Here is a 21,756-nt window from a genome sequence, read left to right as displayed (position 1 = left end):
TCTGGGAATAGTTCGACGGGTCGAAGACCGTCAGACCGCCCCCCGCACGCAGACGGCCTCCAGCATCCCGACGCATGAAACCATCGTGAGATCGCTGTAAAAACAAAAGAACCCCTCGCAACAATCCAAGACACCCTCCCCAGACCCAGGATGCGGTGGATCCGGCTCCGCCGGTCCACCCGCATCGCCCCCTGGGGGGCGCGCGTAAGCGCGTAGGGGGGGCCTCTACGTCAGCTTGTTGCGGGAGAGGGGCGGGTTCTTCGAGAAGTAGCGCTGGATGCCCTGCATGATGGCGGTAGCCATGCTCTCCTGGTAGGCCACGTCGGACAGGCGGGCTTCTTCTTCGGGGTTGCTGATGAAGGCGGTCTCGACCAGGATGGAGGGGATGTCCGGGGCCTTGAGCACGGCGAAGCCGGCCTGTTCTACGCGCGGTTTGTGGAGGCGATTGATGCTGGAGAGTTCGTCGAGCACGGCGCGGCCGAGCTTGAGCGAGTCGTTGATCTGGGCGGTGGTGGAGAGGTCCAGCAGGACCTTGGCGATCTGCTGGTCGTGCGAGCCGATGTTGACGCCGCCGATCAGGTCGGAGGAGTTTTCCTTGGCGGCCAGCCAGCGGGCCGCACTGCTGCTGGCGCCGCGTTCGGACAGCGCGAAGACGGACGAGCCGCGCGCATCGGGCTTGATCCAGGCGTCGGCGTGCACGGACACGAAGAGGTCGGCCTGCACTTTGCGTGCCTTGGCCACGCGTACCTGCAGCGGTACGAAGTAGTCGCCGTCGCGGGTCAGCATGGCGCGCATGTTGGGCTGCTGGTCGATCTTGGCCTTGAGTCCGCGCGCGATGCGCAGGACGACGTCTTTTTCGCGCGTGCCGCGGCGGCCGATGGCGCCCGGGTCTTCGCCGCCGTGGCCGGGGTCCAGCGCGACCGTGATCATGCGCGAGACGTTCTGCGGTAGTTCGGGCTGGCGCCGGATGACGGCGGGCGCCTGCGGCGGCGTCGGGACGGCTTCGGGAATGGGGGCGCCGTTCAGCGTGGGGCCGGTGCCGGGCGCGGGAGGATTGGACTGCAGGCGCTCGAGCATTTGCGCCATCGGGTCGTCGTAGGCCTGGGACTGGTCGGCCATCGCCACCATGGGATCCTGGGCGACCTTGGGGTAGAGGTCGAGCACCAGGCGGTGCCGGTATTCGCCGACGGGCTTGAGCGTGAAGACCTGGGGAATGGTGGTCTGTTTCAGGTCGAGCACGAGGCGCACGACGTTCGGGCGGTTCTGGCCTACCCGCAAGGCGGCGATGTAGGGGTCGTCGGGCCGGACCTTGGAGACCAGGTCGCGCAGCGTGGCGTTCATTTCCACGCCTTCGATGTCGAGCACGACCCGGTCGGGGTTGTCGAGGACGAAGTGCTGGGTTTTGAGTTCGGTGTCGAGTTCCAGGGTCAGCCGGGTGTAGTCGGGCGCGGGCCAGAGCCGCACGGCCACCAGTTCGGCGGCGCGGCTGGCGGTGGGGATCAGCGGCACGACCAGCGTGGCGGCCAGGCCGGCGACGAGCTTGCGGCGCGAGATGCCTCCCCGGGCGGGCACGCCCTGGGCGGCGGCATAGGACGGCGCCGGCGCGGCGGCCGGATGATCGGGGTCGGGTTCTAGCCCGTCGTGTCGGGAAAAAGAGTGTTCAGCCATGCCTGCCCTTTTGCGGAGTGAGCGCTCAGTGCTGCTCCGCGTCCTGCGCCTTCATAAGACAGCGCGATGTCCAGGTCCGGGGCCGGGAGCGCGCCGCCCGCGCGCTCGGCCCATTCGATCAGCACGAGGGCGTCTTCGCGCAGGGCATCCCGGAATCCGGCGTCGAGCCACTCGCGTGGATCGGTAAAACGATAAAAATCAAAGTGATAGCAGTATAAGTTCGAAACTTTATAAGGTTCAACTAGCGTGAACGTAGGACTTTTGATTCGACCTGTAACGCCGATGGCCCGAAGCAACGCTCGGGCAAAGCTGGTTTTGCCCGCTCCCAGGTCCCCCTGGAGATGGATGCGGCCTCCGCCGGACACCAGCGGAGCAAGCCGCGCCGCCAGGGCTTCGGTGGCCGATTCGTCGGGCAGATAGAGACGCTGTACCGAAGACATAGAGAACTCTCGACTTAAAGAAGAAGCTGCTTGGTTCCACCCGGACGCCGCGGCGCCAACCGCATGGCATAGCCCCATCCAGGGAGCTGGCGGATACGGCTCTGCCGGTCCGCAGCGCCGCCCCGAGGGGCCCCGCGCAGCGGGCAGGGGAGCCTTTCCATCAGCTACCATCGCAGTATGTCAGCCTTGCCGCCTTTCCCGCCTGCCGTGCCTGCGCCGGACCTGGAGCTTTCCAGCCTGGTCGATTCGGTGCGGCAGTGGGGGGCCGAACTGGGGTTCTCGGCGGTGGGAATCGCCGACCTCGAACTGGCCGAGGCGGGCGAACGGCTGTCTGCCTGGGTGGAACAGGGCATGCACGGCGAGATGGATTATATGGAGCGCCACCTGGCTTTGCGCCGGGATCCGTCGCAACTGGTGCCCGCGGCGCGCTCGGCCATTATGGTGCGCATGGATTATGCGCCGCTGGACGGCGCGGGCCTGGCGGCGCGCCAGCATGCGGCGCTGCGCGACGGCCGGACGGCGGTGGTGGCCACCTATGCCCTGGGCCGCGATTACCACAAGGTGCTGCGGCAGCGGCTGCAACGGCTGGCCGACCGCATCGCCGAGGCGATCGGGCCGTTCGGCTACCGGGTGTTCACCGATTCCGCTCCGGTCATGGAGGTCGAGCTGGCGCGCAAGGCCGGCCTGGGCTGGCGCGGCAAGCATACGCTGCTGCTGTCGCGGGAAGGAAGCTGGTTCTTCCTGGGCGAGATACTGACCGACCTGCCCTTGCCCGCCGACCAGTTGGAGACGCCGCATTGCGGCCGCTGCCGGCGCTGCATCGAGGCCTGTCCGACCGGCGCCATCGTGGCTCCCTACGTGCTCGACGCGCGCCGCTGCATCTCCTATCTGACCATCGAGCTCAAGGGCAGCATCCCCGAGGCCTTGCGGCCGGCCATCGGCACGCACGTCTACGGCTGCGACGATTGCCAGACCGCCTGTCCCTGGAACAAGTACGCGCGCGCCAGCGACGTGCCCGATTTCGCGCCGCGCCATGGCCTGGATGCGGCGTCGCTGGTCGAGCTGCTGGCCTGGACCGAGCGCGAGTTCGACGAACGCACGCAGGGCAGCGCGATTCGCCGCATCGGCTACGAACGCTGGCTCAGGAATGTCGCCGTCGCGCTGGGCAATGCGGCGCCATCGGAAGAGGCGCGTGCCGCGCTGCGGGCGCGTGCCGGGCATCCCAGCGAACTGGTGCGCGAGCACGTGCAGTGGGCGCTGGCGCGCCAGCGCGAGGCGGAATAGCGCTGGCAGGCCGCCTGCCGGATCGGGAAAAGCCAGAGGTCTTCGCGACAGCGCCGAGGAATCCGTTTGCTATCCTAGTGCCACCAAGCCCGCTTGACCCGACAGGTCAAGGCAATCCGCAAGAACCGGATGAGGGCCGGCGCAATGCGCATCCCGCGTTGCTGCCGTGTGGGCAGTCCGGTGAGGAATGATCCGATCACAATCACAAGGAGCGCGCATGAAAGCAGCAAGAATGACCGCCTCGCTGGCGGGTATGGTAGCGGTTGCGGCCACGCTGGCTGCGGCGCCTGCGACCGTTTTTGCACAGGCCTATCCGAGCAAGCCCGTTCGTGTGATCGTGCCGTTCGCACCCGGCGGCTCGACCGACATCATCGCCCGTCTGGTGGGCGAGCGCATGGGCAAGGAGCTCGGCCAGCCGTTCGTGATCGAGAACCGCGGCGGCGGGGGCGGCGCGATCGGCGCCGGCGAAGCGGCGCGCGCGGCTCCGGATGGCTACACGCTCAGCATCGCCACCGTCTCGACCATGGCCATCAACCCGGCGTGCAACCCCAAACTGGGCTACGACCCGATCAAGGACTTCCAGCCCGTCACCAACTTCGCGCATACGGCCAACGTGCTGGCGGTGAATCCCAAGGTGCCGGCGCAGGATTTCAAGTCCTTCCTGGAACTGGCGAAGAAAGAACCGGGCAAGTTCTCGTTCGCGACGTCCGGCACTTGCAGCATCAACCACTTCCTGGGCGAACTGTTCCAGCTCGGCACGGGCGCCAAGATCGTCCACATTCCCTATCGGGGGTCCGGTCCGGCCATTGCCGACGTGATCGGCGGGCAGGTTCAGATGCTGTTCGACAACCTGCCGTCGTCCATGCCCAATATACAGACCGGCCGCCTGCGGGCGCTGGCCGTGGCCTGGAACGAGCGCGTGGACGGCCTGCCGAACGTGCCGACCTTCAAGGAGCTGGGGCTGCCGCTGATGAACGATCCGGCATGGTATGGCCTGCTGGCGCCCGCAGGCACCTCGATGGAGATCGTCAACAAGCTGCGCGACGCGGCGGTGAAGGTGCTGGCCGACCCGCAAGTGCGGGAGACCCTGTCCAAGCAGGGCGCGGCCCCCATCGGCAATACGCCGGCGGAGTTCCGGACCGAGATCGAAAAGGAACTGGCCAAGGCCAAGGAAGTCGTCGCCAAGCAGAACATCAAGCTGGAGTGAGCCGCAGTTCCTCGAGCCCGGGCAGTCCCGGGCCGCGAACCCCGCCCTGGCCGACCGGCCCGGCGGGGTTTTTTATCGCGGGAACTGGAATTTGACGGCGTCAAGATTTGTTTGCGAAGATGTCTTTCATGCGAGCGAGAACCTTTACGGGCCGCACGGCTGCGTCCGGCCAGGGCCATGCCTACCACCATGGCCACCTCCGCCAGGCCTTGCTGGCGGCGGCGCAATCCGTGCTGGACGAACGCGGGCTCGAGGGATTCACCTTGCGCGAATGCGCGCGCCGGGCAGGCGTGTCCCATGCCGCGCCGGCGCATCATTTCGGTGACGCGGCGGGCTTGCTGACCGCGTTCGCCGCGCTGGGCCTGCGCCAACTGGAGGCGCGCATGCGCCGCCGCGCTGCGGCGCCGGCTTCGCCCGAGGCGCAATGGCGCGCGGGGGCGCTCGCCTACATCGAATTCGCGATGGCGCACCGCGCGCATTTCCAGCTGATGTTCCGCGGCGACCGGCTTTTGCCGGGCGATGTCGAATTGGCGCTGGCGCGCCAGGACGTTGCCGGCCGCTGGTCCGCCGCCTTGTCGGCTGTGCTGGCGGCCCGCCGCATCGAGCTCGATGCCGAGGCGTTCGCGGCACGGCTGCAATTGGCCTGGTCGTCGGTGCATGGGTTCGCCGTGTTGCTGCTGGAAGGACAGGGGAGCGGCCCGCGTGGACGCCGTGCGCTTGCCGCCTACGCCGCCGCCGGCGGCCGGATGCTGGCCTTGCTGGAGCCGGCGGTGTTTGCTCCGGCTGCTCCCGCCCCCGCGAGCGCGGCCGGGCCGGCCCGCCGGCGGACGGCATGAGCGCGATGCGCGAAGGCCGGCGCAAGCCGGCCGGCCCCGGCGTGGCAAGGCCGGGAGACGATCCCGGCATCGTCGCGTTCCTCGAGGCCGTCTGGCTGGAAGACGGCCTGGCCGACAACACCCGGCGCGCCTATCGCCAGGACCTCGCCGCTTTCGCCGAGTGGCTGCGGGCGCAGCGCGGCCTGGCGCTGGACCAGGCGCAGGGGGCGGACATCGAAGCCTGGTTCGCCGCGGTGCATGCGCACAGCAAGGCCACCACGGCGAATCGCCGGCTCGCCACGCTGCGGCGCTATTTCCAGTGGGCGCTGCGCATGCATCGTGTGCAAGCCGACCCATGCCTGGCCTTGCGTGCCGCCAAGCAGCCGCCGCGCCTGCCCAAGACCTTGTCGGAAGCCCAGGTCGAGGCCTTGCTGCGGGCGCCGGACGCGGCGACCGAACTGGGGCTGCGCGACCGGGCCATGCTGGAAACGCTCTATGCCACCGGGCTGCGCGTGTCCGAACTGGTCGGATTGAAATCGCTGGACGTGGGTCTGAACGAAGGCGTGGTGCGGGTGGTCATGGGCAAGGGCGGCAAGGACAGACTGGTGCCGCTGGGCGCGGAAGCCGCCCACTGGATCGCGCGCTACCTGGCCGAGGCCCGGCCCGCGCTGCTGGCGGGCCGGATCAGCGACACCTTGTTCGTGACGGGCCGCGCGGCGGCGATGACGCGCCAGAGCTTCTGGCTGATCGTCAAGAAATACGCGCTGCGCGCGGACATACGCGCGGCGCTGTCGCCGCACGTGCTGCGCCATGCCTTCGCCACCCATCTCCTGAACCACGGCGCGGACCTGCGGGTGGTGCAGATGCTGCTGGGGCATGCGGACATCTCCACCACGCAGATCTACACGCATATCGCGCGCGAACGGCTTAAACTGCTGCACGCCAGGCACCACCCCCGCGGCTAGGGCCTGCTCACGCCAGAAGGGGCCTCGCACAGGCCCTGGCGTGCCGTTCCTCCATACGCCATGAGCAAAGCCAAGCACGTTTCCGAAACCCCCGCCACGCAGTTCCTGCGCAAGCACGGCGTCGCCTTCACCGAACATTCCTACGACTACGTCGACCATGGCGGTACGGCCGAGTCCTCGCGGCAACTGGGTGTCGATGAGCATGCCGTGGTCAAGACCCTGATCATGGAGGACGAGGCCGCCAAGCCCTTGGTCGTCCTGATGCACGGCGACCGCGAGGTCTCGACCAAGAACCTCGCCCGGCAGATCGGCGTCAAGAAAATCGTTCCCTGCAAACCCGAGGCCGCGCAGCGCCACTCCGGCTACCAGGTGGGCGGAACCTCGCCTTTCGGCACGCGCAAGGCCATGCCGGTATACGTCGAGGCCAGCGTGCTCGAACTCCCCGGCATCTTCATCAATGGCGGACGGCGCGGCTACCTGGTGGGGATCGATCCCAGGGAGCTGGCGCGCGTGCTGGGCGTCGTGCCGGTGGCGGTTGGGACCCCCCCTACGCGCTGACGCGCGCTCCCCAGGGGGCGATGCGGGTGGACCGGCGGAGCCGGATCCACCGCATCCTGGATCAAACCCTGCTCGCTTCGCTTCGTGGGGAGAGTTAGCGGGACAGCGCCTTGCCCAACCGGTAGAATCGCCGCCATGCCAGGGTTTTCGGAATATTCCGTCTCGAGGAAACGCGCTTCATGATTACCATCGCCGCCGCCATCGCCTATCTGATCGGCTCGATTTCATTTGCCGTCATCGTGAGCCGTGTGATGGGGCTGGACGATCCGCGCAACTACGGGTCGAAGAATCCCGGCGCGACCAATGTGCTGCGTTCGGGCAGCAAGGCCGCGGCCGTGCTGACCCTGCTCGGGGATGCGTTCAAGGGCTGGGTCGCGGTATGGCTGGCCAAGCATTTCGCGCTGCAGTTCGATTTCGGCGGCGCAACCATCGCGATCGTCGCGCTTGCGGTGTTTCTGGGGCACCTGTACCCGGTGTTCTTCCGCTTCAAGGGCGGCAAGGGCGTGGCGACCGCATTGGGCGTGCTGGTCGGCCTGGAGCCCTGGCTGGGCCTGGCCGCGCTGGCCACCTGGCTGATCATCGCGGTGTTCTTCCGCTACTCCTCGCTCGCCGCCATCGTCGCCGCCGTATTCGCGCCGCTCTACTACGTCTTCGGCCACGGCGCGGCCTGGACCGCGGATCCGCGCATCGGCACCGCCATCGGCATCATGTCCTTGCTGCTGCTCTACCGCCACCGCAAGAACATCGCCAACCTCCTCGCCGGCAAGGAAAGCCGGATCGGCGGGGTCAAAGGGCCCAGCGGGGGTGGACGGTAAAGGCAGTGTGGCGTTCGGCGGGGTCGGCCAGGCCGGCCTGCAGGCGCATGGCCGCGGCGAAGGCGATCATGGCGCCGTTGTCGGTACATAGTTCCAGCGGCGGGAAGTAGGCGCGTCCGCCCAGGCGCCCCAGTCGGACGGCCAGGCGTTCGCGCAGCAGCCGGTTGGCGCCTACGCCGCCGGCGATGACCAGCCGCTTCAAGCCGGTGTTTTCGAGCGCTTTGACCGATTTGGCCACCAGGACCGTAACGATCGCGTCCTGGGTCGCGGCGGCCAGGTCGGCGCGCGCCTGGGCGTCTTGCGGGTCCAGGGTTTTCATGCGCGTCAGGACGGCGGTCTTCAGGCCGCTGAAGCTGAAATCCAGATCGGGGCTGTGCAGCTTGGGGCGGGGCAGGTCGAAGCGTTCGGCATGGCCGGCCTCGGCCAGCCGGGACAGCGCGGGGCCGCCGGGATAGCCCAGCCCCAGGAGCTTGGCGGTCTTGTCGAAGGCTTCGCCGGCGGCGTCGTCCAGTGTTTCGCCCAGCAGTTCGTAGCACCCCACGCCGTCTACCCGCATCAACTGGGTGTGTCCGCCCGAGACCAGCAGCGCGACGAAGGGGAATTCGGGCCGCGGGTCGGCCAGCAGCGGCGAGAGCAGGTGGCCTTCGAGGTGGTGGATGGGGATGGAGGGCAGGTCGCGCGCCCAGGCGATGGCCTGGGCGACGCTGGCGCCGACCAGCAGCGCGCCGGCCAGGCCGGGGCCCGCGGTATAGGCGATGGCATCCACGTCGTCCAGCGTCAGGCCGGCCGACGCCAGCGCCTGCCGGGTGAGCGGCAGGACGCGCCGGACGTGGTCGCGCGAAGCCAGTTCGGGCACGACGCCGCCGTAGGCCTGGTGCATGTCTATTTGCGAGTGCAGGGCATGGGCCAGCAGGCCGCGTTCGGTGCTGACCACGGCGACGCCGGTTTCATCGCAGGAGCTTTCGAAGCCGAGGACGATCATGGGAGGGGAGTGTAACATCTGGGCTCGAGCAGCTTGGCAAGCTGGAAATAGATCTGCTATATTGGCAGGCTTGATCAACCCATAGCCAACCCCGAGGCAATTTTTACATGCCGACAATTCGCGTTAAAGAAAATGAGCCGTTTGAGGTCGCCCTGCGTCGTTTCAAGCGCACTATCGAAAAGACCGGCCTGCTGACCGAACTGCGCTCGCGCGAGTTTTACGAAAAGCCCACGGCCGAGCGCAAGCGCAAGCATGCTGCCGCTGTAAAGCGCCACTACAAGCGTATCCGCAGCCAACAGCTGCCCAAGCGCCTGTACTGATGGCTCTGCGGGCGCGCGCCATACGTGGTGCGCGCAGTGCAGGCTTTCCAGCAGTTCACGCAGCATAGTCAAAGCCGCTACGGCATGTGCCGGGCGGCTTTTGGCGTTTGCATCCCTTGGGCTCTCCCGCTCGGCCTGGCCGGGTGGTGCAACAATCCCCTTTCTCCCTTTTGCGGATTTTCCCATGAGCGCAGCCACCCTCAAAGCCCGCCTGTCCGACGAGATCAAGAACGCCATGCGCGCCAAGGCCGCCGAGCGCCTGGGCACCTTGCGCCTGCTGTCCGCCGCGATCAAGCAGAAAGAGGTCGATGAGCGCCGCGAGCTGGCCGACGCGGAAATCGTTGCCATCGTCGAAAAGCAGGTCAAGCAGCGCCGCGAGTCCATTGTTTCGTTCGAGCAGGCCGGGCGCGCCGAATCGGCCGCCCAGGAGCGCGCCGAAATCGACGTGCTGCAGGAGTTCCTGCCGCAGGCCGCCTCCGCGGAAGAAGTGGCCGCGGTGGTCGCGGCCGCGGTGGCCGAGGTCGCTGCCCAGGGCGTGACGGGCGGCGCGGCCATGGGCAAGGTCATGGGCCTGGTCAAGCCCAGGCTGGCGGGCCGCGCCGACATGGGCGAGGTCTCCAAGCTGATCAAGACCAGCCTGGGCTGAGCGGGGCTTCCGTTTCGCTGCGCGCATGATTCCTGATTCATTCATCCAGGACCTGCTGGCCAGGGCCGACATCGTCGATGTCGTCGGCCAGCACGTGCAATTGCGCAAGGCCGGGGCCAACCTGCTGGGTTTGTGCCCGTTCCATGGCGAAAAATCGCCTTCGTTCACCGTCAGCCCCACCAAGCAGTTCTACCACTGCTTCGGCTGCGGCGCCCATGGCACCGCCATCCGTTTTCTGATGGAGCACACCGGCGCCAGCTTTCCCGAGGCGGTGCGCAGCCTGGCGGCATCGGTGGGCATGGTCGTGCCGGAAGAAGAGCGCAGCCCGCGCCAGCGCGCCGCGCGGCAGCAGCGCGAGGCGCTGGTGTCGCGCCACAGCCAGGTGCTGGAAACGGCCAACACCTGGTATCGCCAGCAATTGCGCACGGCGGACGCCGCGATCGCCTATCTGAAGAAGCGCGGCGTCTCGGGCGAGATCGCTGCGCGCTTCGGCCTGGGATGGGCGGGCGGCGACCGCCAGGGGCTGTCGGCCGTGCTGCCCTCGTACGACGATCCCCTGCCGGTGGAAGCGGGGCTGGTCATCCTGAGCGAGGACGGGCGGCGCTACGACCGTTTCCGCGAGCGGGTGACGTTCCCGATACGCAATGCGCGCGGCCATTTGATCGGTTTCGGCGGCCGCATCATCGGCAAGGGCGAACCCAAATACCTCAACTCGCCCGAAACCCCGATCTTCTCCAAAGGGTCGGAACTGTACGGGCTGTGGGAAGCGCGCCAGGCTATCCGCAAGGAAGGCCTGGTGGTGGTCGTCGAAGGCTACATGGACGTCGTGGCCCTGGCGCAGTCCGGCATCGAATGCGCGGTGGCCACGCTGGGGACCGCGACCACCGCGGTACATGTGCAGAAACTGCTGCGCGCCAGCGATAGCGTGGTGTTCAGCTTCGATGGCGACAAGGCCGGCCGCAAGGCCGCCTGGCGGGCGCTGGAGGCCTGCCTGCCGCTGTTGCGCGACGACATCTCGATCCGCTTCCTGTTCCTGCCGGACGATCACGATCCCGATTCGTTCGTGCGCGAGTACGGCGCGGACAGTTTCAGAAAGGCGCTGCGCGAAGCCATGTCGCTGTCGCAGTTCCTGCTGGCCGAATTGGCCGCGAACCACCAGATGGAAGAGGCGGAGGGGCGTGCACGCTGCGTGCACGACGCCCGGCCGCTGCTGCAGGCCATGCCGGCCGGCGCTTTGCGCATGCAGGTGCAGCGCGAGCTGGCGCAGCTCACGCGGCTGACGCCGGAGGAACTGGGCCAGTTGATCCCGCTGCAGGACGTTCCCAGCGGGCCGCTGGTGCAGCAGGTGGCGCCGCTGCAGGCGCGGGGAACTTCGCCCGTACCGGAGCGCTCTGAGTCTAATGGAGCACAAGATGCTCACGAGGCGCCCGAATGGGTGCCGCACGACGAACCGCCCGATGCGCATTTCTACGATCCTCCCACCGATTTTCCGCCCAGGCGCGACGGCGTCCAGGGCGGCGGATTCCGGCAGCAGGGCCGCTTCAAGGGCGGCCGTTTCCGGGAATGGGGCGGCCGCTATGGCGACGAAAGACCGCAGGGATACACCGGACCCCGCCCCAGGGTGACGCCTATAGCCGGGCGCTTGCTTCAGCTGTTGCTGACGCATCCGGTCCTGGTTGGCCAGATCGGCGAGGATGCCGAACACCTGCTGGCGTCCAACCAGGGATTCGAATCGGTCCGGGAATTGCTGGCCCTGGTGCGCAGTTCCGGCGCCCAGCATGCGGGCGCGCTGCTGCAGGCGGCCGAGGGCAGCGAGATCGCCCAGGCCCTTGTGATGGCGTCCACGGCCACCATCTATGAAGATGAACTGCCCGATCCGGGCGGCGAGCTCCGCGATGCCTTGCGCACGGTCGAGCTCCAGGCCGCCACGGCGGCGCAGCAGCAATTGGCCCAGGCGGGCTTCAAGAGCGAAGAGGACAAGGTCAGGTACCTGGCCTTGACGGAAAGAATTCTGGAGTTGAAAAAGCCGAGGGTGGTAGAATAGAGGGTTTACCGCATGTCTTATGCGGTTTTTCCCCCTCGGTTTTATGGTAAACGCGGTGTTACACGCGTGGCAGGCATCGCGAGTGCCGGTGAACGCCGCGAGCGTTTATCGACGGCGCGGCAGCAATGACGCCGCGCAGCGACGGGATCCGCGGCGATTGCCCATGTCCGACCGCCCGGTGCGGCCGGAAAGCAGGGCAGGCCGGGGAGCCGGAAAGCGGGTGGGGCCGGATGCGATCCGGCTACCGGACGGAATTTTAGGAGTGGTTGACCGACCATGGCGAAGACGACAGGCAAGACGCTGACTGTGAACAAATCCAAAGCTGAGGGGCAAGAACCGGCAAAGGAAAAGGCGGCGTCCAAGACGGCGGACGCCAGTGGCGTCAAGGTGACGGTCAAATCGGCCGGCCGGGCGCGCACCAAGGTGCTGGATCCCGTGGCGGCCGTACCGTCGCTCGACACCGAGCAGGCGGCGGCCGCACAGCCGGTCGAGCAGGCCAAGCCTGCCGCCAAGGCAGTGAAGGCTGCCAAGACCGCGAAGGTCGCCAAGGCGGCCACTGCCGCCGACAAGAAGAACGCCGAGAAAAAGCTCGCCGAACTGCTGGCCAAGCCGGCCGGCCGCCGGCCGGGCCGTCCGCCCAAGGATGCCAAGGCCGGCGGCGAATCCGCGTCGGGCTCCGCCGATTTCGATGACGATGGCGAGCACGAGAACGACGGCGAAGTCATTCCGGAAATCAAGATTCCCAAGGGCCGCGGCAAGCGCGGCAAGGCCGATCCCAAGGATTTGATCGCGCGCGGCCCGGTGTCGCCCGAAGAATACGAGGCGCGCCGCAACCGGCTGAAATTGCTGATCAAGCTCGGCAAGGACCGCGGCTACCTCACCTACGGCGAGATCAACGATCATCTGCCCGACGACCTGGTCGACGCCGAGGCCATCGACGGCATCATCAGCACCTTCAACGACATGGGGATCTCGGTCTACGACCAGGCGCCCGATGCCGAGACGCTGCTGCTGAACGAGAACGCCCCCGTGGCCTCGTCCGACGACGATGCCGAGGAAGAAGCCGAAGCCGCGCTGTCCACCGTGGATTCCGATTTCGGCCGCACCACCGACCCCGTCCGCATGTACATGCGCGAAATGGGTTCGGTCGAGCTGCTGACCCGCGAGGGCGAAATCGAGATCGCCAAGCGCATCGAGGACGGCCTCAAGCACATGGTGATGGCGATCTCCGCCTGCCCGACCACGATCAACGACATCCTCGAGCACGCCAACAAGGTGCGGGCCTCCGAGATGCAGATCGACGAAGTGGTCGACGGTCTGATCGATCCCACCGACGGCGAGGAATATGCCGGTTCCGGCGTGACCTCGTCGTCCGACGACGAGGACGAGGACGGCGACGACGCGCCTGCCGGCGGCATGAGCAGCAAGCAGGTCGAGGAATTGCGCGTCAAGTCGCTCTCCAAGTTCGAGAACGTCAAGACCTGGTTCGACAAGATGCGCCTGGCCTACGAGCGCGAAGGCTACAAGTCGGCCGCCTACGTCTCCGCCCAGGAAACCATCCTGGAAGAGCTGATGGGCATCCGCTTCACCGCCAAGATGGTCGAGCGCCTGGCCGATACCCTGCGCGCGCAGGTCGAGGAAATCCGCAAGCTCGAGCGCGCGATCATGCAGATCTGTATCGACCGCGCGGGCATGCCGCGCGCGCACTTCATCAAGGTCTTCCCGGGCCAGGAAACCAACCTCGAGTGGGTGATCCAGGAAGTCAACGCCGGCCACGGCTACTCCGAGACCCTGTCGCGCCAGGTGCCCGCCATCCAGGAACTGCAGCAGAAGCTGATCGACCTGCAGGCGCGCGTGGTGCTGCCGCTCAAGGACCTGAAAGACGTCAACAAGCAGATGGCCACCGGCGAGGCCAAGGCCCGCAAGGCCAAGCGCGAGATGACCGAGGCCAACCTGCGCCTGGTGATTTCCATTGCCAAGAAGTACACCAACCGCGGCCTGCAGTTCCTGGACCTGATCCAGGAAGGCAACATCGGCCTGATGAAGGCCGTGGACAAGTTCGAATATCGCCGCGGCTACAAGTTCTCGACCTACGCCACCTGGTGGATCCGGCAGGCCATCACCCGCTCGATCGCCGACCAGGCGCGCACCATCCGCATTCCGGTGCACATGATCGAGACGATCAACAAGATGAACCGGATCAGCCGCCAGATCCTGCAAGAGACCGGCGCCGAGCCCGATCCCGCCACCCTGGCGCAGAAGATGGACATGCCGGAAGACAAGATCCGGAAGATCCTGAAGATCGCCAAGGAACCGATCTCGATGGAAACTCCCATCGGCGACGACGACGACTCGCACCTGGGCGACTTCATTGAGGACACCGCCACGCTGGCGCCCTCGGACGCCGCGCTGCACGGCTCGATGCGCAACGTGGTCAAGGAAGTGCTGGACTCGCTCACCCCGCGCGAAGCCAAGGTGCTGCGCATGCGCTTCGGCATCGAGATGAGCACCGACCAGACCCTGGAAGAGGTCGGCAAGCAGTTCGACGTCACCCGCGAGCGCATCCGCCAGATAGAAGCCAAGGCCCTGCGCAAGCTGCGCCACCCTAGCCGCGCCGACAAGCTCAAGAGCTTCCTCGAAGGGCAGTAGAGGTCCCCCCCTACGCGCTTACGCGCGCCCCCCAGGGGGCGGCACTGGCGGACTGGCGGAGCCAGATCCGCTGTGCCCTGGGTGGGGTGTCGTTGTTGCGACTATAATGACGTGTCGTTCGCGCCGGCTTGGCCGCGCGGGCGTCCGTAAACGTTTACGTCAACCAACGTATCGCCAGCGGCACCCCGTGGCCGGCGGTGTGCGTTGGTTCATCCCCTCCTTCGTTCTCCGTCCTGTTCGCATGCGGTGCCGCGCTTCTCCGAAGGAGCGGCTCGATGCCGAACGTCTTGAAAGATCCCCCCTTGCGCCGATTGGTCTGGATAACCCTGGCGCTTTTCCTGAGTTACCTGGCGGTGGCGATGGCCATGCCCGCGGTGGCCGTGCACGTCTCGCACACGCTGCGGATGGGCAATGTCGCGTCCGGGCTGGCCGTGGGCATCGCCTTTCTTTCTACCATCCTGAGTCGCGGCTGGGCGGGCAGGCAGGCTGACGAACGCGGCGGCAAGGCGGGCGCGTTCCGCGGTCTGGGACTGTATGCGCTGGCCGCGCTGCTGTGCATGGCGTCGGTGCTGCCGTGGCTGGGCGGCGGCACGGCGGCCTATGCCGTGCTGCTGGCGGGCCGGCTGCTGCTGGGCCTGGGCGAGAGCCTGGTGGTCGTGGGCATGATCGCGTGGAGCATGGCGATCATGGGGCCGGGGCGTTCCGGCCTGGTCATGGCGCTGGCCGGCATGGGCATGTACGGCGCTTTCGCGGCGGGCGGTCCGCTCGGGCTGTGGCTGCTGGACGCGGCGGGTTTCGCCGGCCTGATGGCGGCATGCGTGGCGCTGCCGGCATTGGGAGCGCTGATGCTGTGGCCGTTCGCGCCGGCCATGCCTGTCGGCGGCGGGGTCCGTCCGTCGTTCGCGCAGGTGCTGGGACGGATATGGCAGCCCGGCGTCGTGGTCGGGCTGCAGGGCATAGGCTTTGCCGCGCTCGGCGCGTTCTTTCCGCTGTATTTCCTGGCGCGCGGCTGGGACGGCGCCGGGTACGGCCTGACGTGCTTCGGCGTGGGCTTCGTGCTGGTCCGCCTGGTGTTCGGCACGTTCCCGGACCGTTTTGGCGGCGTGCCGGTGGCGCTGGTTTCGCTGGCGGTCGAAGCGGCCGGGCAGGCATTGCTGTGGCTGGCGCCGTCGGCCGGCGTGGCGATGGCCGGGGCGCTGCTGACCGGCGTGGGCTGCTCGATGGTGTTTCCCGCCATGGGCCTGGTCGCGGTCAGGCGCGTGCCCGAGCATCTGCGCGGCACGGCCATAGGCGGTTTCGCGGCTTTCCAGGATCTCGCCTATGGCGCGACCGGACCGGCGGCGGGCTGGATCGCCGATAGGCTGGGCTATGCCAGCATCTTCCTGCTGGGCGCGATCGCCGCCTTGTTCGGCCTCGTCCTGGCGCTGCGCCTACGCGGGCAGGGGCGCCCGGCTGGGCAGGAGCCGGTGGGCGGATAGGGCCTGAGGCTTCGGTTGGCGGTGTCGTTTCCGTCAAAGTGCGGCCTTGCGGGTGCGGCGCCGCGCCGGCGGGGCGGGCGCGGCCGCGTCCTCCCGGCCGGCCGCGGCGGCCGGGGTGTCCAGGCCGTGTTCCTGGCAGTATTGGGCCGCTTGCGCAGTCAGCCAGCCGATGAAGGCATGGACCGGCGCGTGGTCGGATTTCCATTCCGGCAGCACCAGGTAGTAGTTCTTGTCGCGCACGGAAGGGCGATCGCACGCGACGATCAGCTTGCCCTGGGCCAGTTCGTCTTCCACCATCAGGCGCGGCACCAGCGCGATGCCCTGGCCGTGCACGGCGGCCTCGATCAGCATGGAGAACAGTTCGTAGCGCGGGCCGCTCAGGTCGTGGCCGTGGCTCACGTGCTGGGCGTCGAACCACTGGCGCCAGGCATAGGGCCGCGTACTCTGCTGCAACAGCCGGTAGGCCGAGAACTGCTCGGGCATGATGCGCTTGCGCACGCCCAGCAGCTTGGGCGAGCACACCGGAACGAGTTTCTCGGGCATCAGGAAAATGGCCTCCGTGCCCGGCCAGGGGCCGTCGCCGGCATGGAGGGCGGCATCGAAAGGCGTGCCTTCGAACAGGAAGGGGCGGCTCTGCGGCGTGATGTTGAGCACAATGTTCGGCGCCGCGCGTTCGAAGCTGGCCAGCCGGGGCAGCAGCCAGCGTGTGGCGAAGGTGGGCACCGACGCCAATTCCAGCACCCCGCCTTCGCCGCGCCGCGCCATCAAATCCAGGGTATCGCGCTCGACTTCGTCCAGGCGCCTGGCCACGACTTCGCCGTAGGACTGTCCCGCCTGGGTCAGCGTGACCCCGCGGCGGGTGCGGCGGAACAGTTTCAGTCCGAGGAAGGATTCCAGTCCGGCGATCTGCCGGCACACGGCGCTCTGGGTCAGCGCCAGTTCGGCGGCGGCCTTGGTGAAGCTCTGGTGCCGCGCCGCGGCCTCGAAGGCGGCGAGCGCGGCCGTGCTGGGAAGCTTGCGGCGCATGAGCGGGAAGAAAAAGCAGGGAGAAAGCCACCACTTTACCGCCAACAAGTGCGTAAAGCGCACAGGGAATTGCGAATAACTCGTTTGGCGGCGGCGCTGAAAGCGTATATCGTGCGTAACCAGAACAGGACGGTTGCTGCGTTGCCGGCCGGGAGCCAACCGCGGCCCGGCCCGTCGAGCCGCCATCCGGGCCCGCCGGACCGCCATTTCCCGACAACTTTTGCGAGACACGAATCCTATGCATACGCCTGCACAATTCAATTGGGCCGATCCGCTGCTGCTGGACCAGCAATTGACCGACGAAGAACGCATGGTGCGCGAAGCCGCCGCGGCGTATTGCCAGGACAAGCTGGCGCCCCGCGTGCTGGAATCGTTCCGCCATGAGCGCACCGATGCGGCCATCTTCCGCGAGATGGGCGAGCTGGGCCTGCTGGGGCCGACCATCCCCGAGCAATACGGCGGCCCCGGCCTGAACTACGTCAGCTACGGCCTGATCGCCCGCGAGGTCGAGCGCGTGGATTCGGGTTATCGCTCGATGATGAGCGTGCAGTCGTCGCTGGTCATGGTGCCCATCTACGAGTTCGGCACCGAGGCGCAGAAGCAGAAGTACCTGCCCAAGCTGGCCACCGGCGAACTGATCGGCTGCTTCGGCCTGACCGAGCCCAACCATGGCTCCGATCCCGGCTCGATGGTTACCCGCGCCACCAAGGTGGACGGCGGCTATCGCATGAGCGGCGCCAAGATGTGGATCACCAACTCGCCGATCGCGGACGTGTTCGTGGTCTGGGCCAAGCTCAAGGGCGAGGACGGCAAGGACGCGATCCGCGGCTTCATTCTCGAAAAGGGCTGGAAGGGCTTGAGCGCACCGGCCATCCACGGCAAGGTTGGCCTGCGCACCTCCGTCACCGGCGAGATCGTGATGGACGAGGTATTCGTGCCGGAGGAGAACATCATGCCCGGCGTATCCGGCCTGCGCGGCCCCTTCACCTGCCTGAACTCGGCGCGCTACGGCATCGCCTGGGGCGCGCTGGGCGCGGCCGAGGACTGCTGGCACACCGCCCGCCAGTACGTGCTGGACCGCAAGCAGTTCGGCCGCCCGCTGGCCGCGAACCAGCTGATCCAGAAAAAGCTGGCCGACATGCAGACCGAGATCACCCTGGGCCTGCAAGGCTGCCTGCGCCTGGGCCGCATGAAGGACGAAGGCACGGCGGCGGTGGAAATCACCTCCATCATGAAGCGCAACTCATGCGGCAAGTCCCTCGACGTCGCCCGTCTCGCGCGCGACATGCTGGGCGGCAACGGCATCTCCGACGAGTTCGGCGTCATCCGCCACGTCGTCAACCTGGAGGTGGTGAACACCTACGAGGGCACGCACGACGTCCACGCCCTGATCCTGGGCCGCGCCCAGACCGGCATTCAGGCTTTCTGCTAGGGGGGGACGCCCACCCCCTACGCGCTTACGCGGGCCCCCTCAAGGAGGCGGCACTGGCGGACCGGAAAGAAAGTCCACCCCATGCGGCTGCGCCGCCCCCCTCAAGGGGCGGCACTGGCGGACCGGCAAAGCCGGATCCGCTGTGCCCTGGATCAAAACCTTCGAAATACCCACGATCGCGCAAAAAAGCGCACCGCTTCAATCCAAGATACCCTACGCAGACCCAGGAAGCGGTGGATCCGGCTCCGCCGGTCCACCCGCTTCGCCCCCTGGGGGGCGCGCGTAAGCGCGTAGGGGGGGGCCTAACCTTCTCCAGAGGGTTGCGGGGCTGATGTCCAGGATTCTGCAGGCCTGCCGGCGGTCGCCGCCGCAGGCCTGCAGGACGCGCCGGATATGTTCGGCCTGGGCGGCGCGCACGACTTCTTCCAGCGGAGCCAGCCGCGAGCCGGATGCGCTTGCGGGGCCAGGCGATGAAGCATCCTCGCGCGCCGTTTCGTTCGCCGGCGTGTCGCCGCCCGTGCCCCACAATTCGGGCACGGTGATTTCCAGTTCCTGCTCCAGCTCCTTGCGGCCGATCTTGCGCCGCGCGTGCGAGACCGCGACGCGTTCCAACACGTTTTCCATTTCGCGCAGGTTGCCGGGCCAGGCGTAGCGCGCGCAGCGCAGCTTGACGAAGGCGGGCAGGCGCACGGGCCGTGCGATGCCCAGGCGCTGCTGGGCGCGCGTGTACAGGGTTTCGGCCAGTTCCTCGACGTCGCCTTCGCGGTCGCGCAGCGGCGGCACGGCAATGCGCAGGATGTTCAGCCGGTAGTAGAAGTCCTGGCGGAACGCGCCGCTGCGCACCATCGCGGGCAGGTCGCGGTGGGTCGCGGCGATGACGCGCACGTCCACCGCGACAGGCTCGAGCGCACCCACCGGCAGGACCTGTTTTTCCTGCAGGACGCGGAGCAGGCGGACTTGCAGGGCCAGCGGCATGTCGCCGATTTCGTCGAGGAAGATGGTGCCGTTGTGAGCGGCTTCGAAAAGGCCGCTCTTGCCGCCTTTGCGGGCGCCGCTGAACGCGCCCTCTTCGTAGCCGAACAGCTCGCTTTCCAGGAGCGGCTCGGGAAAGGCCGCGCAGTTGATCGCCACGAAGGGAAAGTCGCGGCGCGGACTGGCGCGGTGCATGCCCTGCGCGAGCACTTCCTTGCCTGTGCCGCTTTCGCCCTCGATCAGCACCGTGGAACTGACCTCGGCATAGAGCCGTCCCAGTTCCCGCACGCGCTCCATGGCCGTGGAGCTGCCCAGCAGGTCGTCCAATTCGTAGCGGATGCCGGTCGGGCGCACGCTGCCGCCGGTGCGCAGGTTGCGGTCGACGCGCTGAATGGCCTTGGCGTCCTGGGCGGTGACCACGGCGCCCAGCAGCTCGCCGCCGCTCTGGATGGGAATGCGGTTCACGATCAGGACTTTCTCGTTGACGCGCTGGATGGTCTCGAGCTCTTTCTGGCCGCGCTGCAACTGCCCGGCGAGCGAGATCGCCGGCGCGACGCCTTCCAGCGGCTGGCCGATGGCCTGGTCGCGGCGCACGCCCAGCAGCCGCTCCATGGGCGGGTTCATCGATTGCACGCGGCCGTGGGCATCGACGGCGGCCACGCCTTCGTTGAGGTGGAACAGCACGGTGTTCAGGTAGGCGCGCCGGCGCTGCTCGATGCGCGCCAGCCGCACGGCCTCGATGGCATCCTCCAGCGCGCCGCGGATCGAACTGCTGGAATACAGGAACACGCCGGCCAGGCCTTGCTGTTCGGCCAGATCGGAGACCAGCCCTGGTCCGACGATGACTTCCATGCCCTCGCGCTTGAGCGCCTCGACCCGCGCCGCCGCGTCGTCGACGGTGACGTAGCTGTGGCTGGGAAAATCCAGGCCGAATGCCTGTTTGAAGGCTTCGGTCTCCGGGAAGGTGGAGGCATGCGTGACCAGCGCCAGCCGGCTAGACAGGCGCCGCGCCGCGGTCAACGCGTGCATGACGTCGAAGCCCGTGACCTTGATCAGCGCCACCGGTACCTGGACGTTCTGGCGCAGGTAGGCCCCGTTCGAGCCGCCGGCCACGACGGCATCGACTTCTCCTTGCCGGGCGGCGCGGTTGATGGAGCGCGCGGCCGTCTCGAAGCCTTCGTCGACGACGCGGAAGTCGGCCAGTCCGGCATAGGCGGGCGTCAGTTCGGCAAAGGCGCGGGCCACGCGGCTGATGCCCATGGCCCAGATGACGGGGCGGCGGCCGGGGCCGGCGGGAAGGGGCGCGTCGAGTTCCATGATGGATGAAGTTCGATTGTTTCAATAATGATATTCGATCTATCAAATTTGAAATGATCGAAATAGGAAACCGATCCCACGGATTGCGCGCGGGAGCGCGGAGCGACAGCCCGCACCCGCGCAGGAGGCCGCAAACACTGGCCATGGCGCCGGACAGCTCCTTGCCGGACATGGCGTCCGGGTATCTGGCACAGTGTTTGCACTCCATAGAAAATTTACCGCTGAGAGATTTCCCATGACGCAATCCCGATCCGCGACCCCCGGCGCCTCGTTCCGCCAGGCCCTGCGCGACGAACAGCCGCTGCAGGTCATCGGCACCATCAACGCCAATCATGCGCTGCTGGCCGAGCGGGCGGGCTTCCGGTCCATCTACCTGTCCGGCGGCGGCGTGGCGGCCGGTTCGCTGGGCATGCCGGACCTGGGCATCAACACCATGGACGACGTGCTGATCGACGTGCGCCGCATCACCGACGTGTGCGACCTGCCGCTGATGGTGGACATCGACACCGGCTTCGGCCCGTCGGCGTTCAACATCGCGCGCACCGTCAAGAGCCTGATCAAGGCGGGCGCCGCGGCTTGCCACATAGAAGACCAGGTCGGCGCCAAGCGCTGCGGCCACCGCCCCGGCAAGGAGATCGTCTCCGCCGCGGAAATGGTCGATCGCGTCAAGGCCGCCGCCGATGCCAAGACCGATCCCGACTTTTTCCTGATCGCCCGCACCGACGCCATCGCCGTCGAGGGCCTGGACGCCGCCATCGAGCGCGCGCTGGCCTGCGTCGAGGCCGGGGCCGACGGCATCTTCGCCGAGGCGGCCTACGACCTGGATACCTACCGCAAGTTCGCTGCGGCCGTGAAGGTGCCGGTGCTGGCCAACATCACCGAGTTCGGCCAGACGCCGCTGTTCACCGTCGACGAATTGCGCAGCGCCGACGTGTCGATGGTGCTGTATCCGCTGTCGGCGTTCCGCGCGATGAACAAGGCGGCGGAGACGGTTTACACCGCGATCCGCCGGGACGGCCACCAGAAGAGCGTGGTCGACATGATGCAGACCCGCGAGGAGTTGTACGATCGGATCGGCTACCACGCGTTCGAGGCTCGCCTGGACGCGCTCTTTCAGAAGAAGTGACCCGCCAAGGAG

At 67.5% G+C, this 21,756-nt stretch carries 18 protein-coding genes; 13 read left to right on the top strand and 5 right to left on the bottom strand.

From position 1 onward, the window contains the following. Positions 1-225: 225 nt before the first annotated feature. Positions 226-1,668 carry an N-acetylmuramoyl-L-alanine amidase gene (locus tag PIGHUM_RS16780; protein WP_124080710.1) on the bottom strand — a complete coding sequence of 481 codons (1,443 nt, stop codon included), beginning with the start codon at positions 1,666-1,668 and terminating at the stop codon, positions 226-228. Then, a complete protein-coding gene (gene tsaE, locus PIGHUM_RS16775) occupies positions 1,632-2,108 on the bottom strand; it encodes a tRNA (adenosine(37)-N6)-threonylcarbamoyltransferase complex ATPase subunit type 1 TsaE (protein ID WP_124080709.1) in 477 nt (158 codons plus the stop codon). The genes PIGHUM_RS16780 and tsaE overlap by 37 nt, the downstream gene beginning before the upstream one ends. 177 nt (positions 2,109-2,285) lie before the next feature. Between tsaE and queG the strand changes: the two genes are divergently transcribed. From queG to plsY, 6 genes are all read left to right on the top strand, one after another. Then, complete coding sequence (gene queG, locus PIGHUM_RS16770) at positions 2,286-3,392, top strand: tRNA epoxyqueuosine(34) reductase QueG (RefSeq protein ID WP_124080708.1); 1,107 nt, start codon at positions 2,286-2,288, stop codon at positions 3,390-3,392. Between the two features lie 217 nt (positions 3,393-3,609). Further along, entirely contained in the window at positions 3,610-4,599 is a 990-nt protein-coding gene (locus tag PIGHUM_RS16765) for a tripartite tricarboxylate transporter substrate binding protein BugE (protein WP_425466736.1), read from the top strand. Between the two features lie 128 nt (positions 4,600-4,727). Next, positions 4,728-5,435 carry a TetR/AcrR family transcriptional regulator gene (locus PIGHUM_RS16760; RefSeq protein WP_160142323.1) on the top strand — a complete coding sequence of 236 codons (708 nt, stop codon included), beginning with the start codon at positions 4,728-4,730 and terminating at the stop codon, positions 5,433-5,435. Between the two features lie 5 nt (positions 5,436-5,440). Continuing rightward, complete coding sequence (gene xerD / locus PIGHUM_RS16755; protein ID WP_124080727.1) at positions 5,441-6,379, top strand: site-specific tyrosine recombinase XerD; 939 nt, start codon at positions 5,441-5,443, stop codon at positions 6,377-6,379. 60 nt (positions 6,380-6,439) lie between these two features. Next, on the top strand, positions 6,440-6,937 hold the full coding sequence (gene ybaK, locus PIGHUM_RS16750; protein ID WP_124080706.1) for a Cys-tRNA(Pro) deacylase: 498 nt from the start codon (positions 6,440-6,442) through the stop codon (positions 6,935-6,937). Positions 6,938-7,116: 179 nt separating this feature from the next. Beyond that, positions 7,117-7,752 (top strand): glycerol-3-phosphate 1-O-acyltransferase PlsY, encoded by a 636-nt coding sequence (gene plsY / locus PIGHUM_RS16745; protein ID WP_124080705.1) that lies wholly within the window; start codon positions 7,117-7,119, stop codon positions 7,750-7,752. On the opposite strand, the gene tsaD is transcribed toward plsY, so the two are convergent. Then, on the bottom strand, positions 7,724-8,734 hold the full coding sequence (gene tsaD, locus PIGHUM_RS16740; protein ID WP_124080726.1) for a tRNA (adenosine(37)-N6)-threonylcarbamoyltransferase complex transferase subunit TsaD: 1,011 nt from the start codon (positions 8,732-8,734) through the stop codon (positions 7,724-7,726). The two genes, plsY and tsaD, sit on opposite strands and share 29 nt — an antisense overlap. Before the next feature lie 107 nt (positions 8,735-8,841). On the opposite strand from tsaD, the gene rpsU reads away from it, so the two are divergent. From rpsU to PIGHUM_RS16715, 5 genes are all read left to right on the top strand, one after another. Beyond that, positions 8,842-9,054, top strand: a complete 213-nt coding sequence (gene rpsU / locus PIGHUM_RS16735) for a 30S ribosomal protein S21 (RefSeq protein WP_087782307.1) — start codon at positions 8,842-8,844, stop codon at positions 9,052-9,054. A gap of 184 nt (positions 9,055-9,238) precedes the next feature. Continuing rightward, positions 9,239-9,700 carry a GatB/YqeY domain-containing protein gene (locus PIGHUM_RS16730; RefSeq protein WP_124080704.1) on the top strand — a complete coding sequence of 154 codons (462 nt, stop codon included), beginning with the start codon at positions 9,239-9,241 and terminating at the stop codon, positions 9,698-9,700. Positions 9,701-9,725: 25 nt separating this feature from the next. Continuing rightward, positions 9,726-11,744: a DNA primase gene (gene dnaG, locus PIGHUM_RS16725; protein ID WP_124080703.1), complete on the top strand. Its 2,019-nt coding sequence runs from the start codon at positions 9,726-9,728 to the stop codon at positions 11,742-11,744. Positions 11,745-12,020: 276 nt separating this feature from the next. Continuing rightward, entirely contained in the window at positions 12,021-14,393 is a 2,373-nt protein-coding gene (gene rpoD / locus PIGHUM_RS16720; RefSeq protein ID WP_124080702.1) for an RNA polymerase sigma factor RpoD, read from the top strand. 275 nt (positions 14,394-14,668) lie between these two features. Continuing rightward, on the top strand, positions 14,669-15,871 hold the full coding sequence (locus tag PIGHUM_RS16715; protein ID WP_124080701.1) for an MFS transporter: 1,203 nt from the start codon (positions 14,669-14,671) through the stop codon (positions 15,869-15,871). Positions 15,872-15,904: 33 nt separating this feature from the next. Here the strand turns inward: PIGHUM_RS16715 and PIGHUM_RS16710 are convergent, their stop codons facing one another. Further along, entirely contained in the window at positions 15,905-16,897 is a 993-nt protein-coding gene (locus PIGHUM_RS16710) for a LysR family transcriptional regulator (RefSeq protein WP_124080700.1), read from the bottom strand. A 238-nt stretch (positions 16,898-17,135) separates the two neighbouring features. On the opposite strand from PIGHUM_RS16710, the gene PIGHUM_RS16705 reads away from it, so the two are divergent. After that, positions 17,136-18,329, top strand: coding sequence for an acyl-CoA dehydrogenase (locus tag PIGHUM_RS16705; RefSeq protein WP_124080699.1), 1,194 nt, complete (start codon positions 17,136-17,138; stop codon positions 18,327-18,329). A gap of 213 nt (positions 18,330-18,542) precedes the next feature. On the opposite strand, the gene prpR is transcribed toward PIGHUM_RS16705, so the two are convergent. Continuing rightward, positions 18,543-20,618, bottom strand: a complete 2,076-nt coding sequence (prpR, locus tag PIGHUM_RS16700; RefSeq protein ID WP_124080698.1) for a propionate catabolism operon regulatory protein PrpR — start codon at positions 20,616-20,618, stop codon at positions 18,543-18,545. A 235-nt stretch (positions 20,619-20,853) separates the two neighbouring features. Here prpR and prpB point away from each other — a divergent pair, with 235 nt between their 5' ends. After that, positions 20,854-21,744: a methylisocitrate lyase gene (gene prpB, locus PIGHUM_RS16695; RefSeq protein WP_124080697.1), complete on the top strand. Its 891-nt coding sequence runs from the start codon at positions 20,854-20,856 to the stop codon at positions 21,742-21,744. Positions 21,745-21,756 lie beyond the last annotated feature (12 nt).

This window comes from Pigmentiphaga humi (genome assembly GCF_900606115.1).
Taxonomy (GTDB): domain Bacteria; phylum Pseudomonadota; class Gammaproteobacteria; order Burkholderiales; family Burkholderiaceae_B; genus Pigmentiphaga; species Pigmentiphaga humi.
This window is presented reverse-complemented; position numbering and strand designations above follow the sequence as displayed.

Coding starts and splice junctions, on each gene's coding strand:
- tsaD (WP_124080726.1), bottom strand. CDS start 8,734: ATGATCGTCCTCGGCTTCGAAAGCTCCTGCGATGAAACCGGCGTCGCC.
- ybaK (WP_124080706.1), top strand. CDS start 6,440: ATGAGCAAAGCCAAGCACGTTTCCGAAACCCCCGCCACGCAGTTCCTG.
- tsaE (WP_124080709.1), bottom strand. CDS start 2,108: ATGTCTTCGGTACAGCGTCTCTATCTGCCCGACGAATCGGCCACCGAA.
- xerD (WP_124080727.1), top strand. CDS start 5,441: ATGCGCGAAGGCCGGCGCAAGCCGGCCGGCCCCGGCGTGGCAAGGCCG.
- dnaG (WP_124080703.1), top strand. CDS start 9,726: ATGATTCCTGATTCATTCATCCAGGACCTGCTGGCCAGGGCCGACATC.
- rpsU (WP_087782307.1), top strand. CDS start 8,842: ATGCCGACAATTCGCGTTAAAGAAAATGAGCCGTTTGAGGTCGCCCTG.
- PIGHUM_RS16715 (WP_124080701.1), top strand. CDS start 14,669: ATGCCGAACGTCTTGAAAGATCCCCCCTTGCGCCGATTGGTCTGGATA.
- PIGHUM_RS16710 (WP_124080700.1), bottom strand. CDS start 16,897: ATGCGCCGCAAGCTTCCCAGCACGGCCGCGCTCGCCGCCTTCGAGGCC.
- rpoD (WP_124080702.1), top strand. CDS start 12,021: ATGGCGAAGACGACAGGCAAGACGCTGACTGTGAACAAATCCAAAGCT.
- prpB (WP_124080697.1), top strand. CDS start 20,854: ATGACGCAATCCCGATCCGCGACCCCCGGCGCCTCGTTCCGCCAGGCC.
- prpR (WP_124080698.1), bottom strand. CDS start 20,618: ATGGAACTCGACGCGCCCCTTCCCGCCGGCCCCGGCCGCCGCCCCGTC.
- PIGHUM_RS16705 (WP_124080699.1), top strand. CDS start 17,136: ATGCATACGCCTGCACAATTCAATTGGGCCGATCCGCTGCTGCTGGAC.
- PIGHUM_RS16760 (WP_160142323.1), top strand. CDS start 4,728: ATGCGAGCGAGAACCTTTACGGGCCGCACGGCTGCGTCCGGCCAGGGC.
- queG (WP_124080708.1), top strand. CDS start 2,286: ATGTCAGCCTTGCCGCCTTTCCCGCCTGCCGTGCCTGCGCCGGACCTG.
- plsY (WP_124080705.1), top strand. CDS start 7,117: ATGATTACCATCGCCGCCGCCATCGCCTATCTGATCGGCTCGATTTCA.
- PIGHUM_RS16730 (WP_124080704.1), top strand. CDS start 9,239: ATGAGCGCAGCCACCCTCAAAGCCCGCCTGTCCGACGAGATCAAGAAC.
- PIGHUM_RS16780 (WP_124080710.1), bottom strand. CDS start 1,668: ATGGCTGAACACTCTTTTTCCCGACACGACGGGCTAGAACCCGACCCC.
- PIGHUM_RS16765 (WP_425466736.1), top strand. CDS start 3,610: ATGAAAGCAGCAAGAATGACCGCCTCGCTGGCGGGTATGGTAGCGGTT.